The following is a 15,868-nucleotide window of genomic DNA, read 5'->3' as shown; positions in this document are numbered from 1 at the left end:
GTTGTGGGGACTTTGGGGTTAGCATGGTGAACACTCCGAATTTCACTATGCCTATTAGATCAAAGCCCCAGACTTTCGTCTAGGGCTTTTTCAACAGTCTGAGGCACTGTCTCCAGTGCCTTTTGGTTTTAATTGCTGACAACGAAAAGTCCGCTGTCATCTGCATCAATACGAATGGTTGATTCCGGTATTAATTCGCCAGCAAGCAATTGATGCGCGAGTGGATTTTCCACCTGCACTTGTATCGCTCGCTTAAGCGGACGTGCGCCAAACACTGGATCGAAACCCGCGTCCGCCAATTTATCCATAGCCGCAGCAGATAGAGTAAGCTTATATCCTTTTTCTGCGAGCCTAGCGCGAAGCGAGGCAAGCTGAATTTTAGCAATAGATTTTATTTGCTCCTTCCCTAATGGATGGAATACCACAATATCATCGACGCGGTTGATGAACTCCGGTCTGAAGTGTTGCCCTACAACACTCATTACCGACGCCTTCATATCGTCATACTGACTTTCGTTGTGCTTATCTTGAATGATATCTGAGCCTAAGTTGGACGTCATGATCACAACGGTATTTTTAAAATCTACAGTACGTCCTTGTCCGTCAGTCAACCGGCCGTCATCTAGTACTTGAAGCAGAATATTGAATACATCTGGATGTGCCTTTTCAACCTCGTCCAATAAAATGACCGAGTATGGCTTGCGACGCACAGCTTCGGTTAAGTAGCCACCTTCCTCGTAGCCAACATAGCCTGGAGGTGCCCCCACTAAGCGTGCTACCGAGTGTTTTTCCATAAACTCTGACATATCGATACGCACCATGGCATCTTCAGTATCGAACATAAAGCCTGCCAAGGCTTTGCAGAGCTCAGTTTTGCCCACGCCAGTAGGCCCTAAAAATAAGAATGAGCCAATAGGTCGGTTTGGATCCGCAAGCCCAGCACGTGAACGTCGAATTGCGTTTGAAACCGCTTCAACCGCTTCTTCTTGTCCAACAACTCGTTTGTGAAGTACGTCTTCCATACGCAACAACTTATCACGCTCGCCCTCAAGCATTCGCGCTACAGGTATACCCGTCCATCGCGAAAGCACATCTGCAATTTCAACGTCCGTCACTTTATTTTTAAGTAACGTCGTCTCGCGAGTTTCGTTTTCAGCCGCTTGCTCTAACTTTGCTTCAAGCTCTGGAATACGGCCGTACTGAAGTTCCGACATACGATTCAAATCAGATGCACGTCGCGCTATCTCCAAGTCAAGTTTAGCCTGCTCAAGCTCCCCTTTAATGGTTTGAGTGCCCTGCATGGCGTCTTTCTCATCCAACCACACTTTCTCAAGCTCTGCGTACTTGGTTTCCGCTTGCTCACGCTCTAACTCAATCATCTCAAGTCGCTTATGACTCGCATCATCTGTTTCTTTGGCCAGAGCTTGCTCTTCCAATTTTAGCTGGATGATACGACGCTCTAGACGATCCATCTCTTCGGGCTTGGAGTCTATTTGCAATCGAATGCTAGACGCAGCCTCGTCTATAAGATCAATGGCTTTGTCTGGCAATTGGCGGTCGCTAATATAACGATGCGACAAACTTGCCGCTGCAACGATAGCGGGATCAGTAATATCTACCGAGTGATGGAGCTCATAGCGCTCTTTTAAGCCACGCAGAATAGCAATAGTGTCTTCAACGCTTGGTTCTTCAACTAATACCTTTTGGAAACGACGTTCAAGTGCTGCGTCTTTTTCAATGTACTGACGATATTCATCCAGTGTTGTAGCACCAACGCAGTGAAGTTCACCACGGGCTAACGCAGGTTTAAGCATATTACCTGCATCCATCGCTCCATCGCCCTTCCCTGCACCTACCATGGTGTGCAGTTCGTCAACGAATAAGATCACGCGGCCTTCTTCTTTAGCCAGCTCATTAAGCACTGCTTTAAGGCGTTCTTCAAACTCACCGCGATATTTAGCTCCCGCCACTAACGCGCCCATATCAAGGGCAAGAACACGCTTGTTCTTTAAGCCCTCAGGCACTTCGCCATTAATGATGCGCTGAGCCAACCCTTCAACAATAGCCGTTTTACCCACACCCGGCTCACCAATGAGTACTGGGTTGTTTTTGGTTCGACGCTGCAGTACTTGAACAGTTCGGCGAATCTCATCGTCTCGACCAATGACCGGGTCGAGCTTGCCTTGTTCTGCTCGCTCGGTTAAATCTGTCGTGTATTTTTCAAGCGCCTGACGTACATCTTCAGCATTAGGATCCGTGACCTTCTGGCCACCACGCATGTCGTCTATTGCGCTTTCAATAGCTTCTTTAGTGATATTCAGGCTTTTGAGTATTTCCCCCAAGCGCCCTTTATCTTGTAGCGCCGCTAGAACAAAGATTTCTGAAGTGATGTATTCGTCTTTTCGCTGCTGCGCTATCTTGTCACAAAGATTTAGCAAAATGCCGCTGTCTTTACTTAATTGAACATCTCCCCCAATGCCTTCAATACGAGGTAGGCGCTCAATAGCTTGGCTCAGTGCTGAGCGTAGCGCATTTACATTGATGTTTGCTTGGTCAAGCAAAGGGCGTACTGACCCGCCTTGCTGATTTAGCATGGCAGTCATTAAATGGACAGGTTCAATGTATTGATGATCTCGCCCCAATGCGAGTGATTGAGCATCGGATATTGCGAGCTGAAATTTACTGGTAAATCTATCTAGTCTCATAATTTCAACCTAATTAATGAACAACTATACCTGCGGTAACACGCCGCAATTACGAACATTTTAACTCTCGCTGAGTGGGTAATGATCTATGCGGAATGGTATTCTTTATGTTCTAGTTATGTAGGCTGCTCAATTGCGATTCAAGTATGAGATTAAAAAGTTAGCCAAAAAGATAACAAATAATGTATGAAGTTTGATCTAGCGCAACTGTGTGATCAGACTAAAACTGCCGCCTTTTTTCGAAACAATTTAAAGCAGGCCTATTACGCTAACTATACGCCCAGTCGTGCGCTTGTTTTGATGCGTAGCTCTTCGATGGGAGTAAAAACGCTGTTCGTCAGTGTAAGTACACAAGTTACTTTGTGTAATACTCTCAACGCCAGCTTGCTGCAATTGCACCTGTGCCACTAGAGGTAGATCTAATAAGTACTTCCCTCTATTAGAGCTATTGGCAATGGCACCGTCTATATGGCGAAACTTACTCGCCAACTGTGCATCAACTTCGTAGCAGGGCCCGCTGATTGCAGGACCAACCCAAGCGATGAGTTTTTTTGCGTCGCTGCCAAAGTGTGAAACTGCACTTCCGATAATGTTAGTATCGAGACCTTTCCAACCAGCATGTACTGCCGCCACTTCTTGACCGCTTTCATCACACAATAAAATGGGCACGCAGTCTGCGGTCATTACCGCACAAAAATGCGATATTGAAGAAGAATACGACGCATCAGCGGTGGTATCTGCGCTCGGCAATGACACCACGCGCTTGCCGTGCACTTGCTCCAACCATGTGATCTTTTCACTATGTGGAATTAGGCTTCTATTGGCTTTCACTAGTAGGAGGTCGTCCCCCACGTGGGCGCCAACGTTCAAACCTGCAAAATCACCTATGCTTGTACCTCCCATTCTTGTCGTTGTGTATGCAACAACATTTGCGGGACATGACCACGCTGGCGTAATCAAATCCAGCGTGGATGAAATAGGTGAATTCGCAGCTGACAATGTCATAAGTTCGCCTTACTCATTAAAGCATATCTTGTGGATTGTCCGCGGTGTCCTTTTTCACGGCTTTAAGCAAGTCCTGCATATCTTGAGGTAGGGGAGCTTTCCACGTCATCCACTCTTCCGTTTCAGGGTGAAACAGCGAGAGCTGTGCGGCGTGCAACGCCTGACGTTGGAATCCGCGAAGCGCAGCGATAAATTCTTCTGACGCCCCTTTAGGAAGACGAGGACGCCCGCCATAAACTTGGTCGCCAAGCAAAGGATGCTTAATGTGGGCCATGTGTACGCGGATTTGGTGCGTACGGCCAGTTTCAAGCTTCAAACGCAGGTGCGTGTATGCGCGAAATTTTTCGATAACACGAAAATGAGTGACCGCTGGTTTGCCCATTTCACGTACTGCCATATGCGTACGTTTTGTTGCGTGTCTACCAATAGGCGCATCTACAATACCACCAGCGACCATCGTACCTAAGGCAACGGCTTCGTATTCACGACTCATTTCCCGACGTTGAAGTTGGTCAACAAGATGCGTTTGAGCAGGAATTGTTTTTGCTACTACCATTAACCCCGTCGTGTCTTTGTCAAGGCGATGGACAATGCCCGCACGTGGAACTTTGTCTATCTCTGGACAATGATTTAACAAGGCATTTAGCACGGTACCGCTTGGGTTCCCTGCACCTGGATGCACAACCAAATCTGCTGGTTTGTTTATGACTAGGATGTGTTCATCTTCATAAACAATGTTTAACGCGATGTCTTGCGCTTCGCTCGTTACTTGTACATCCATTTCGGCCTGTACAGTAACAAGTTCATCCATTTGCATTTTGTGGCGAGGCACGGTGATTACTTCACCGTTTACAGCAACATTCCCATCTTGGATCCAAGTTTTTAACTTAGAACGAGAATATTCAGGGAACAAATCAGCCAAAACCTGATCTAACCGTAAACCAAAATGCGCAGCTTCCGTTGAAGCTTCTAATTGTATTGTGTTCGGCGACTGTGTCATAACACCATTGATTACGTCTAAAAAAGGGTATTATAACAAGTATTCACGCTGTACACTGCCTTGTTTACGTTTTTGTATGGTTTTTCTCATCGTTAGTACGTTAGAATGCAATTAAAGTGTTGTTGTTTAACACATGAGCTTAGACAGCGAAGTATTAAAACTGTTTAGCAGGAAAATAGAATTATTATGAAATCATTTCGTCTACTGGCCCCCGTTTTATTGGGTGCTATGGTATCTGTCGCAGGATGTAGCTCTTCAGATAATGAAGAAAAAGCCGTATTAGCTAACATGGGTGCGCAGCAACTGTACGACAGAGCAAAGCAGAGCATGGAAGTAGGTAACTTCAGCGCTGCAGCACAAACGTTAAGCGCGCTAGATTCGCGCTACCCGTTCGGTCCCCTATCCCACCAGGTACAGCTAGACCTTATTTATAGCTATTATAAGTCAGGTAAAAACGAAGAAACGCTTGCCACTATCGACAGATTTATTCGTCTGAATCCAAACCATTCAGATGTTGATTACGCGTATTACATGCGTGGATTAACTAACATGGAATCAGATAGCAACCTTTTCCAAGAGTTAATGAATATTGACCGTACGGATAGAGACCCGTCGAAGTCTCGTGCTGCGTTTGAAGATTTCCGCAGACTGATTCAACAATATCCAGATAGCAAATATGCCGCAGATGCGAAACAGCGCATGGTTCATATTAAAGACCGCTTGGCTCGCTATGAAATCGCTATTGCACGTTTCTACATGAGACGCCAGGCTTATGTCGCTGCAGCAAACCGTGGTCGCTATGTTATAGAGCACTTCCCGAATACCACTCAAGTGCAACAAGCACTCGAAATTATGGTTTCAAGTTATGAGCAGCTTGGCCTAGATGAATTGCGTAACAATGCGATGAAGACACTAAAGCTTAACTACCCTGACAGCGAATTTATTAGCTAGATTTGGCTATTCTGTTTTGCTAGAGCTTTATGCAACCAATAAAAAAACGCACATTTGTGCGTTTTTTTGTATCTGGATGTCACATATTGACTGCGTTCGCTTGATAGATTACTAGCGGAAAAACAAGTGACTAAAAGGGTTTAACAATCTTGCAAGGCCCGAAGTAAAGTGCAATGGCTGATCGACAATGCTAAATACAAGGCAGCCTTCTTTACCTTCGGATTTTGGCGTGTGCGTCTTATCTCCATCCATAAAAATAAAGTCGCCGGTATCATAACGACTTAGCCCATCACTGAACTCACCATCAATGACTAATGTATATTCCGTTCCACGGTGCGTGTGCTCAGGTACACTACCGCCACTTCCCATGAAGATAAAATTAGCAACACCTTGGTTTCCAAGGTCAACTGGCGCCTGCCACAGCTTTCCGACCAAACTTGACCAGTTACCTGTCTTATCGATGTAGCGGTGAAGCGTTCTGGGTAAAGTGAATACCCTTCCATCTAACTCGATGGTATTTGCACTTGCCTGCGTCTGCAAGGCCGCCCGCCTCTTTACGGGCTCACGATACGCTGTGGGCTGCTCCATCAAAGCATTATTTTGTTTCGATGATGGGAGCTGCGTAATTTGGGATAGCATGTCACCAAACTGAAGCGACATTTCAGCTCTGTCGCTTGCCGTTGAATTGGCGTTCGAAACCATTTGAGCAGCAAGACTTTCCGTTTCAATTTCAACAAAACGCTGACATTTCTCACACATGTCACAATGTGCAGAGACCATCAGTGATATAGCAGGTGACAATGTGCCCTCAACAAAATCTTTAAGTTGCTGGGCACTTGGGTGAAACCTAATCATTATCGTTTAACATGACCTTTAATCGTTGAAGTGCCAAACGTGTCCGCGACTTTACTGTACCTAATGGAATTGAAAGCTCATCGGAGACTTCTTGTTGTGACTTGCCATCAATATAAATAGCTTCAACCACTGCTTTTTGTTTTACAGGTAATGATTCGAACAAATGGCCAATCTGCTCTAAAGTAACTTGTTCGTCGAGTGGCGCCTCGTTTGCATCGGCTGTTTGCTCGCATAAAACTGGCCATAAATCGTCAGAACAAACATCCTCTTTCCTATTCCGCAGCTTTCTAAGCATATCAAAGCGGATGTTACGCGCAATTGTGAAAATCCACGTTGACGGAGAACCTTTTTCTGCATTGAACAGATGCGCTTTCTGCCACACATTTGACATAGTATCTTGTACCAGTTCCATGGCCAGTGCCTCATTACCCATCTGTTTGAGTGCGTAAGAGCGCAGCCGAGGCGCGAAATAGTTGAACACTCTTGCAAATGAGCGCTTACATCGGGTGTCTGCAACCGCGACAAGGTAATCAGACATTTCAGTTGCACACTCTTTAGGCTTGATTGTGCTGTTGCTTTGTTCCAAAGGAATTCCAACTAACATAAGATTCGTCCGCTTTTCCGTTTTGATTGTATCATTCTACGGCGTTATGACTTAAAACGTATGCGAAAATCGCTAATATTGGATTACGAATTTGTAATGTCTTTAACCGACTCAACGACTAAGCAATTAATGCAGAGAGATAGTTCAGTAAACTGGTACATTCTCTTTGCGCTAAAAAGTGCTGTTTTTGCGAGCCGTCTACTGGCAATAATTCTAACCACCGATTTAATACCCAATTAGGGCAATCAAACTTTGGTGATTCATAAAGCGATGCCAACTCTTCGTAATTTCCAAATATTTCTTTAAGTCGCTCGTCCATAGGCGCTATTTGTTGAGGAGCCAAATCGCACTGCCAAGGTTCTAACACCTTGCAACTACCGGTACGAAGACCATCTTTTTCAACTTCTATGCTACTTACCTCAACTAAATGAGAACCAGCAACCTTTATGCCAAGCAACCCATCATCGAGCATGTCGAAGTCAACAACCTGCGCATAAGTACCTATTTTATGAATATGCTCATTCAAATTTTTGTCACCGTTAGCATTAAGCATACACATCACAAAGCCTTTATTTTCAGCACATGCCTGCTTAACCATTCGCACGTATCGTGGCTCAAAAATGCGCAATGCCATTCTACCTTCCGGCAAAAGGTGCGCAGATAAAGGAAATAAAGGAAAACGTTCTACACTCATACTCAGCACTTCCGAAAACACGAAAATAATTACGCAAGTGAGAACAATTAGGATCGAATGGGAAAATTTTTCACATATAAATGGAAAAACATGATCTTTAGCACGACGATTAATGTAATTTAGTTTTTAAATAAAACATTAACAGATTTCATATCAGAGACTTGCAATTTGAACGTGAAAATAACCGCGAATTTTTTTAAGCGTCGACATTACCGATATGCAAATCTGATTTTGAATTATGAGTTAAGGAAAGGCCATGGACGTCATTGGACGCTTTTGTAAAATTTACACAGACATATGTCAAATTTCTCCAGACGACCTAGAACATATCTATGCCGACGACATACTGTTTATCGACCCAATCACTACACACCATGGCATTGATGAAGTAAAACGCTATTTTTCCAACTTATTGACGCAAGCCGAAAGCTGTAAGTTCGACATTGCGGACATTTTTACTTGCTCGCCCAATGGCTCAAAAGAGCATCCATCAAGTCATTCAAAGGTTACCCATATCGCAAACTGGACGATGACCCTTACGCTGAAAGATAGTGATAAGCAAATTACGCTAGATGGCACCACGCAACTTGGTGTCAGCGATGACAGCATTATTTACCACAAAGATTATTACGACTTGGGCGAAATGGTCTATGAGCACGTACCCATCCTAGGTTTTGTCGTTAAAAAAATTAAAGGGAAGCTAGCAAAGTGAAAAGTATTCTAATTACTGGCGCCACATCGGGTATTGGTAAAGCATTAGCAATAAAGGCTGCAAACAGCGGTTATCAAGTGATTGCCTGTGGTCGAAATGAAGACACACTCAACGAGCTCAGTAAGTACAATAATATTAGCGCATGCCAGTTCGATGTCACTGATCTTGACGATACTCGACGGGCGCTAGCAACGGTTAAGTTTGACATTGCTGTACTCAACGCTGGTACCTGCGAATATGTAGATATCGACGACTTCGAGCCAGACATGTTTCGCCGCGTATTTGAACCTAATTTCTTTGGCGTTGTTCATTGTGTAGACGCTCTTCTTCCACGACTTAAGCAAGGCGACAAGCTTGTGATTGTTGACAGCATGGCTCGCCTACTTCCTTTTACGCGAACGCAAGCGTACGGTGCGAGCAAAGCTGCCCTACATTATTTTACTAAATCATTAGAAGTAGACCTTCACCACAAAGGCGTGAAAGTGCAAGCGGTGTCTCCTGGATTTGTAGAAACGCCCCTCACAGATAAAAACGATTTTGAAATGCCAATGAAAATTAGCGCTGAAGAAGCCGCTAACGCTATGCTTAAAGGAATAGAGGGCAACAAACAAACAGTTTTCTTCCCTCGGTTCTTTGGTTTTATTCTGCGCTTTATGCATATACTGCCAACCCCACTGCAAAAGCGATTGTCGTTGGCAATGAGAGAAAAACAATAAGAGAAGATGAATGAACAATAAGATTGCCATCATTGGCACAGGTATTTCTGGTTTGACCTGCGCGCACCTTCTAAATAGGCAGCACGATATCACAGTGTACGAAGCAAATGACTATATAGGTGGTCATACTGCAACGAAGAAAATAAGCGACAATGGGGAAACTCACCATATCGATACAGGTTTTATCGTTTTTAATGATTGGACCTACCCTAACTTTATAAAGCTCATTAATCAGTTAGATGTTGAGTATCAACCAACAGAGATGAGCTTCTCTGTAATGAGTAAAAAGGCAAACCTAGAATACAACGGCAATAACTTAAACAGTTTATTTGCACAGCGGCGTAATATTCTGAGGCCTAAATTCTGGCGTATCGTGAAAGACATATTGACGTTTAACAAAGCGTGTAAAGCGATGGTCGCAGAAAACCGTGATACTTCTTCACTTACGTTAGAAGACGTCATTAGAGAATTAAAACTAAGCGATGACTTTGCACGTTATTATATTTTGCCTATGTGCGCCGCAATTTGGTCCAGCAGCTTAGAGCAAACGAGAAAGTTTCCACTCACGTTCTTTTTGCAGTTTTTCAACAACCATGGCTTGCTCAATATTACCGACCGTCCTCAGTGGTACACAATTAAAGGTGGGTCAAGCCAATACATTCCGCCTTTAATCGCACCATTTGAGTCTAAGATAAAACTATCGACGGCCGTTCTGTCGGTAGCGAAAAGCGATGATAAGTGGCAGGTTACCGACTCTTCAGGCAACGCTGCGATGTATGATCATGTGGTATTTGCGTGCCACAGTGACCAAGCGTTAAAAATGATTCACTCACCGACTTCGCTGCATCGAGATATCCTTGGAAATATCCCTTACGCAGAAAACGACGTGGTGATGCACAAAGATATTTCACAGCTGCCTAAAAGAAAATTAGCTTGGGCGAGTTGGAATTACAGCTTAAAAGAAGACGCAAGTGAGGAAGCCCGCCCCGCTTCTGTCACTTATAACATGAATATTCTTCAACGCCTTGAAGCACAAAGCACCTACTGTGTAACGTTAAATAATACTGCGGAAATAGACCAAAAGAGTATTCTTCGAAGCTATCAGTACGCACATCCGCAATACAGTGCCAGCATGGTCAACGCCCAAGCAAGAAGAAATGAAATTTGTGGCGTAGACAACTTACATTTTTGTGGAGCCTACTGGTATAACGGTTTTCATGAAGACGGCGTAACTAGCGCACTTGATGTTTGTTCTCGCTTTGGTGAAGCCCTGTGATAGAAAGTGCCATCTACAAGGGTAAGGTTTATCACCAACGGTTTAAGCCTACTCAGCATAAATTTGACTATGACATTTATTTATTTTGGCTAAAGCTTGAGAGCAACGAACTCGAAACCTTGTCCAGTACGTTAAAACGCTTCTCTGCATACAACAAGGCTAGAGTGCGTTTCAAGCGTGAAGACTATTTAGGTGATCCCTCTTTACCTCTAGGTCAGGCAGTAATAGACAGAATGACAGAGTTAAACGGAGGGAAGACGCTTCAAGGCGATGTCTTTATGCTGGGACAACTGCGTATGTGGGGGCTGTATTTCAGCCCGGTGAATTTCTATTACCTACGCAATGCCGAAGGTAAGTATACACATATGCTTGCCGAAGTAAGTAATACGCCGTGGAATGAGCGTCATCACTACCTTGTAAATCTAGATACTCAAGACGATACGCCAAAAGCTTTTCATGTTTCCCCGTTTAATCCAATGGATATGACCTACAAATGGTCGATATCGCAGCCGTCGACTAGACTGTCACTTGCGATGGATTGTGTAAGAGACGACAAAGAGTTCAGTGCAGGGATAAATTTGACTAAATTTACTTTAGATAATGCGAATCTATCTGCGGCACTTAAACGTATACCCAGTATGACAATAAAAACTGTGGCTGGAATTTATTGGCACGCGCTTAAACTATTGCTTAAACGAACGCCACTGTATACACACCCAGAAAAAAGTCAGGAACAATAACAATGTCTTTTGGTGAATCTGTACTACTGACCACCTCAGAGGTCTCCTTTGTAGATAAAGCGTGTAGAACTCTATTCCTACAATGCTTAAAACAACTGCCTTTTGGCAGTTTAACCATTCAAGAAAACGGCGATGTCGTTGCGCGTTTCGGCACAGACGAAAGCGATTTGCGTGCAACGGTAAATATCAAGGATGTACAAGCCTATCGACGCTTATTGCTTGGCGGAAGTGTGGGCGCCGGAGAAGCATTCATGGATGGGTTATGGGACAGTGACGACGTAACAGCCGTGGTAAGAGTGTTTGCTAGGAATTTATCTACCCTTGACGAATGGGAGAATAAATTTAAATGGGTGACTATGCCCATCAACAAGATTCAACACTTTGCACGTCGAAATACAAAGGACCAAGCCAAGAAAAATATCGAGGCGCATTACGATCTGGGTAATAAGCTTTATACCCGCTTCCTTGACCCAACAATGATGTATTCGTCAGCCATATACCCAGATCCGAATGCAACTCTCAATGATGCACAAAATTACAAGCTCAAAGCCATTTGCGACAAGTTACAGCTTAGCGAAACCGATCATCTTCTAGAGATTGGCACGGGCTGGGGCGGGCTAGCCGTCTATGCTGCTAAGCATTATGGTTGCCGCGTAACGACCACTACCATTTCAGAAGAGCAGCATGCATGGGCAAAAGAATGGATTGCCCGAGAAGGACTTGAAAGCAAAATCACTTTGCTGAAAAAGGATTATCGCCTACTTGAAGGCAAGTACGATAAGCTCGTGTCTATCGAGATGATTGAAGCTGTAGGCAAACAATTTTTAGGAAATTTCTTTGAGAAATGCTCGTCACTTTTAAAAGACGACGGCTTAATGCTGCTTCAGTCAATAACCATTGATGACAGACGTTACGACAGCTATTCAAATAGTGTCGACTTTATTCAGAAATATATCTTTCCGGGTGGATTTTTACCTTCTCAGCACCAGCTTAACGCTCACCTGAAAAAGTATACTAATATGATGATTCGTGACTTACACGACATCGGGATTGACTATGCGAAAACATTGAACCATTGGTATGAAGCATTTATTTCTGCAAAAGATGAGCTTTTAAACGACGGTTATGACGAGCGTTTTATGCGAATGTGGACCTACTACCTGAAATATTGTGAAGGTGGTTTTTTAGAAAGAACAATCAGTACCGTTCAGCTTGTGATTTCAAAGCCTCATTACAGACTTGATTTGGTTCGTGTTTAACAACGCTAATTATCGATAGTAGTGACAAAAAAGCGGCGCCCTTTTGGCGCCGCTTTCTTGTTTGAAGCTGACACTTGGTCGAAGCACTACTCATCTACAACTGATATAGGCTTCGACAGCATTGGCTTACCCTGATTGATATTAATTTCAACGCGGCGATTTTGCGCTCGGTCTGAAGGTGTAGTGGCATTTTCTACAATTGGATCGGTATCTGCCTTACCCACTACCGACATACGACTTTCGTCAAACCCTGGCGCGGTACGCATGGCTTCAGCGACCGCGACAGCGCGCTGCGCTGACAAGTCCCAATTAGAACGATAAAGTTCATTAGCAATATGCTGACCGTCACTGTGCCCTGAAATTTCGATTTCTCCAGGCACATCCGCCAACAGCGTACCGATTTTTCTCAACACCGGTTGGAATTGGGGCTGCAAAAAGGCCGAGCCCGCCGAGAAGGAACCGTTTTCACGGATTCGAATGGTTAACTGCTGACCCAACGATTCCATTTCCACCGAACCATCTAGAATTTGTTTTTCTAATTGCTGCGCTACTTTTTTCATCAGTTCAGCCATTTGCGACTGATCGGTGCTTTGCTCAGCCGATGAAGACGACTCAGTAGCCGTTTGTTGAGATTGTCCGCCACGCTGCTCGCCGCGCTGCTTCTGCCTTCCTCCGGCAGAGTCTTCGTTACCAGCCTGAAATTCCAGCATTTGCTGGGTCATTTCGTTAGTTTGCTGCTGAATGGATTCAATGGGCGTAGGGTCAGGTTTACCCGGACGAAATTCCATAGCAATAACACTGGTGCCCTTTGGAATATCTTTTACTTCAATTTTATTTTGCACACCAAAAGCAAACTTCATAGAGCCTGCAATTTGTTTAAACTTCAGTACGTCCATTTCCGAAAACGAAAGTAGCAGTACAAAGAAGCACATAAGCAACGACATCAGGTCTGCGAAGGTTCCCATCCAGGCTGGAAGCCCCTCGGGGGGACATTTTGGGCATTCTTCTTCGGCCATTACTCTTCCTCTGCGCTTCCGCGTTTACTCGCCGCAAGGTAGTTCTTTAATACCCCTTCGATAACACGTGGGTTCTGGCCGTCGGCTATACCCACAATACCGTCAAGAACAAGACTCTGGTTTAACTTCTCTTCTCCAGCTCTTACCGCCAGTTTAAAGGCAATTGGCAAACACACGACGTTGGCAAAAAAGGCACCATAAAGCGTGGTTAATAGCGCTACCGCCATGGCAGGGCCGATGGCTTTAGGGTCATCCATGTTTGAAAGCATGGCAACCAGACCGATCAAAGTACCAATCATACCCATCGCTGGTGCTACGTCACCCATTCCTTTAAATATAGAAGCGCCGAACTCATGCCTTTCCGTTGTCATAGAAATATCTTTAGCTAACGTTTCTCTCACCACTTCAATGTCGTGGCCGTCAACCAGCATGTCCACACCTTTTTGCATGAACTCATTTGAAATTTCCGCTTCTTCTAGTGCCAGAAACCCGCCTTTTCGCGCAGCGTCTGCCATTTCAACAATCTTCTCGATAAGCTCTTCAGGCGTTTCAATTTTGAACATGAATGCTTTGCCAGCAACTTTACCCGCACTGAAGAATTGGCCCAACGTAAACTGAGATAGGACAACAAATAGTGTTCCCCCGAATACAATAAGTATTGATTGCACGTCGATGAACATGCCCAAGCTGCCGCCCAGAATCATAGCCATAACTATGAAACCAATGGCGCCCAACATACCTATGACGGTTGCTAAATCCACTCACTCTTCCCCATTTATGCGCAGTCAGTGCTGTTAGTGTACAAATACCCTATCGGCAAAAGATAGAAATACTAAAACGACATTATTGAAAAATATCACATTTATTTGTTTATTATGAAGTAGGTTCTATGCAAAAGCGCAGCTTTGTCTTTTTTCTAAACTAAAATACCTAGCGCTTTTTCAGCTCCTTACTTTTTCCTTCACAGTAAATAACACGGTTACTTCTGAAAGGTTACTGAGCCTTGCATCGAATATAGCACAATTTGCTTGTATGTTGCCTTTTGAACTGGATGAAAAAAAAGCTATGTTACTGTGATATAGGCGATATACGGACAAACCATTTGACCCTTGTGCAACCCTCGGTTAATGTGCGCGGTATACGTATTTTGGCCACTATATTGAGTGTTTTTATGACGACAGAAAAAGCATCAGCGTCTTTTGAAGAAACTTTATCAGAACTAGAAGCTATCGTTAACGAAATGGAAAGCGGTGATCTGCCTCTTAATAAAGCACTAGAAAAATTTGAGCGCGGTATAGCACTTTCCCGCCAGGGCCAACAATCTCTTGAAAACGCCGAGCAAAAAGTAAAGATACTGCTCAGTGAACAAGGCGAAGAAACGCTCCACCCTCTTCCTGAAAGTGAACAGCCATAAATCGTTCATTTTTAACTAACAGGCAATCTATGAATTTTTCTGCTTTGCATCAGCAAGTTAAACAGCAAACTGATGCATCTCTTCTTACATTAATTGACGAATTACCCGATTACGCGCCGCGCTTGAAAGACGCAATGCGTCACGCCTTACTTGCTGGCGGTAAACGGATGCGGCCACTACTTGTTCAAGTAGTAGGTAACACCCTAGACGTGCCCAAAAAAGACCAAATGGCTATTAGTATGGCCATTGAATGTGTGCATGCCTACTCGTTAGTCCACGACGATTTACCAGCCATGGACGACGACGACTTGCGCCGCGGTATGCCAACCTGCCATATCGCCTTTGATGAGGCTACCGCTATTTTAGCTGGCGATGCACTGCAGGCACTTGCATTTACAGTGTTAGCTGATGCGCCATTAAGCACGTATGCTGAAACAAAGCGTAGCCAGTTACTGTCTGTACTTGCGAAAAGTGCGGGTTACATAGGTATGTGCGGTGGGCAAGCTATCGATTTAGCCAGCACCGGCAAAACCATCTCGCTAGAAGAACTAAAACAGCTGCATAGATTGAAAACCGGTGCATTGTTAAAAGCCTGCGTAGAAATGGTCGCCATTGTTAGTGAAGGCTTACTGCCTCAAACTAAAATTGACTTAATGGCTTATGCCGCGGATATTGGGCTAGCTTTCCAAGTTCAAGACGATATTTTAGATGTGGAAGGCAGTAGCGAAAAATTAGGTAAACCCGCGGGGTCAGACGAAGCGTTAGGGAAAAATACCTTTCCAGCCAAACTTGGTATTACAGGCGCTAAACAAGAATTAGAAATGCTTCACGATAATGCACTTCAAGCATTGGCGCGTTTACCCTACAATACTGACAGTTTAATTGCGTTTAGCGAGCTTTTGGTAAAACGCGACCATTAGC

16 protein-coding genes are annotated in these 15,868 nt (G+C 44.3%); 8 read left to right on the top strand and 8 right to left on the bottom strand.

Annotated features, from left to right (window positions below; genetic code table 11):
- Positions 1-128 precede the first annotated feature (128 nt).
- The 3 genes from clpB to rluD all read right to left on the bottom strand — a co-directional run bounded on the left by clpB (position 129) and on the right by rluD (position 4,710).
- Positions 129-2,705, bottom strand: coding sequence for an ATP-dependent chaperone ClpB (gene clpB, locus F0261_RS05040; RefSeq protein ID WP_171337361.1), 2,577 nt, complete (start codon positions 2,703-2,705; stop codon positions 129-131).
- A gap of 249 nt (positions 2,706-2,954) precedes the next feature.
- Positions 2,955-3,710, bottom strand: a complete 756-nt coding sequence (gene pgeF / locus F0261_RS05035) for a peptidoglycan editing factor PgeF (RefSeq protein WP_171337360.1) — start codon at positions 3,708-3,710, stop codon at positions 2,955-2,957.
- Positions 3,711-3,726: 16 nt separating this feature from the next.
- Positions 3,727-4,710 carry a 23S rRNA pseudouridine(1911/1915/1917) synthase RluD gene (gene rluD, locus F0261_RS05030; protein WP_014950071.1) on the bottom strand — a complete coding sequence of 328 codons (984 nt, stop codon included), beginning with the start codon at positions 4,708-4,710 and terminating at the stop codon, positions 3,727-3,729.
- Between the two features lie 186 nt (positions 4,711-4,896).
- Between rluD and F0261_RS05025 the strand changes: the two genes are divergently transcribed.
- Positions 4,897-5,661: an outer membrane protein assembly factor BamD gene (locus tag F0261_RS05025; protein WP_014950072.1), complete on the top strand. Its 765-nt coding sequence runs from the start codon at positions 4,897-4,899 to the stop codon at positions 5,659-5,661.
- Between the two features lie 111 nt (positions 5,662-5,772).
- Here the strand turns inward: F0261_RS05025 and F0261_RS05020 are convergent, their stop codons facing one another.
- The 3 genes from F0261_RS05020 to F0261_RS05010 all read right to left on the bottom strand — a co-directional run bounded on the left by F0261_RS05020 (position 5,773) and on the right by F0261_RS05010 (position 7,814).
- Positions 5,773-6,516, bottom strand: a complete 744-nt coding sequence (locus F0261_RS05020) for a ChrR family anti-sigma-E factor (protein ID WP_171337359.1) — start codon at positions 6,514-6,516, stop codon at positions 5,773-5,775.
- Positions 6,509-7,120, bottom strand: a complete 612-nt coding sequence (locus F0261_RS05015) for a sigma-70 family RNA polymerase sigma factor (protein ID WP_049586614.1) — start codon at positions 7,118-7,120, stop codon at positions 6,509-6,511. The genes F0261_RS05020 and F0261_RS05015 overlap by 8 nt, the downstream gene beginning before the upstream one ends.
- A 118-nt stretch (positions 7,121-7,238) precedes the next feature.
- A complete protein-coding gene (locus tag F0261_RS05010; protein ID WP_014950075.1) occupies positions 7,239-7,814 on the bottom strand; it encodes an LON peptidase substrate-binding domain-containing protein in 576 nt (191 codons plus the stop codon).
- 256 nt (positions 7,815-8,070) lie between these two features.
- Between F0261_RS05010 and F0261_RS05005 the strand changes: the two genes are divergently transcribed.
- From F0261_RS05005 to F0261_RS04985, 5 genes are read left to right on the top strand one after another with little or no spacing between them, the layout of a single operon-like run.
- Entirely contained in the window at positions 8,071-8,526 is a 456-nt protein-coding gene (locus tag F0261_RS05005) for a nuclear transport factor 2 family protein (RefSeq protein ID WP_014976976.1), read from the top strand.
- The gene (locus F0261_RS05000) at positions 8,523-9,242 is read left to right on the top strand and encodes an SDR family NAD(P)-dependent oxidoreductase (RefSeq protein ID WP_171337358.1); all 720 of its coding nucleotides are present in this window, start codon (positions 8,523-8,525) and stop codon (positions 9,240-9,242) included. Before F0261_RS05005 ends, F0261_RS05000 begins: the two co-directional genes overlap by 4 nt.
- Before the next feature lie 10 nt (positions 9,243-9,252).
- Positions 9,253-10,518 carry an NAD(P)/FAD-dependent oxidoreductase gene (locus F0261_RS04995; RefSeq protein ID WP_171337357.1) on the top strand — a complete coding sequence of 422 codons (1,266 nt, stop codon included), beginning with the start codon at positions 9,253-9,255 and terminating at the stop codon, positions 10,516-10,518.
- Complete coding sequence (locus F0261_RS04990) at positions 10,515-11,258, top strand: DUF1365 family protein (protein ID WP_171337356.1); 744 nt, start codon at positions 10,515-10,517, stop codon at positions 11,256-11,258. Before F0261_RS04995 ends, F0261_RS04990 begins: the two co-directional genes overlap by 4 nt.
- Before the next feature lie 2 nt (positions 11,259-11,260).
- A complete protein-coding gene (locus tag F0261_RS04985; RefSeq protein ID WP_171337355.1) occupies positions 11,261-12,517 on the top strand; it encodes a cyclopropane-fatty-acyl-phospholipid synthase family protein in 1,257 nt (418 codons plus the stop codon).
- A gap of 86 nt (positions 12,518-12,603) precedes the next feature.
- On the opposite strand, the gene F0261_RS04980 is transcribed toward F0261_RS04985, so the two are convergent.
- Both F0261_RS04980 and pomA read right to left on the bottom strand, forming a co-directional pair.
- Positions 12,604-13,533 (bottom strand): flagellar motor protein MotB, encoded by a 930-nt coding sequence (locus F0261_RS04980; RefSeq protein ID WP_014976980.1) that lies wholly within the window; start codon positions 13,531-13,533, stop codon positions 12,604-12,606.
- Complete coding sequence (gene pomA, locus F0261_RS04975; protein WP_014950082.1) at positions 13,533-14,294, bottom strand: flagellar motor protein PomA; 762 nt, start codon at positions 14,292-14,294, stop codon at positions 13,533-13,535. The genes F0261_RS04980 and pomA overlap by 1 nt, the downstream gene beginning before the upstream one ends.
- Positions 14,295-14,704: 410 nt before the next feature.
- Between pomA and xseB the strand changes: the two genes are divergently transcribed.
- Together xseB and F0261_RS04965 are read left to right on the top strand one after the other, a co-directional pair.
- Positions 14,705-14,947, top strand: coding sequence for an exodeoxyribonuclease VII small subunit (gene xseB / locus F0261_RS04970; RefSeq protein WP_014976981.1), 243 nt, complete (start codon positions 14,705-14,707; stop codon positions 14,945-14,947).
- Positions 14,948-14,976: 29 nt separating this feature from the next.
- Positions 14,977-15,867, top strand: coding sequence for a farnesyl diphosphate synthase (locus F0261_RS04965; protein WP_014950084.1), 891 nt, complete (start codon positions 14,977-14,979; stop codon positions 15,865-15,867).
- Position 15,868: the final 1 nt, after the last annotated feature.

The sequence above is a fragment of the Alteromonas sp. 07-89-2 genome (assembly GCF_013113925.1).
In the GTDB taxonomy this organism is placed as follows: Bacteria; Pseudomonadota; Gammaproteobacteria; order Enterobacterales; family Alteromonadaceae; genus Alteromonas; species Alteromonas macleodii.
This window is presented reverse-complemented; position numbering and strand designations above follow the sequence as displayed.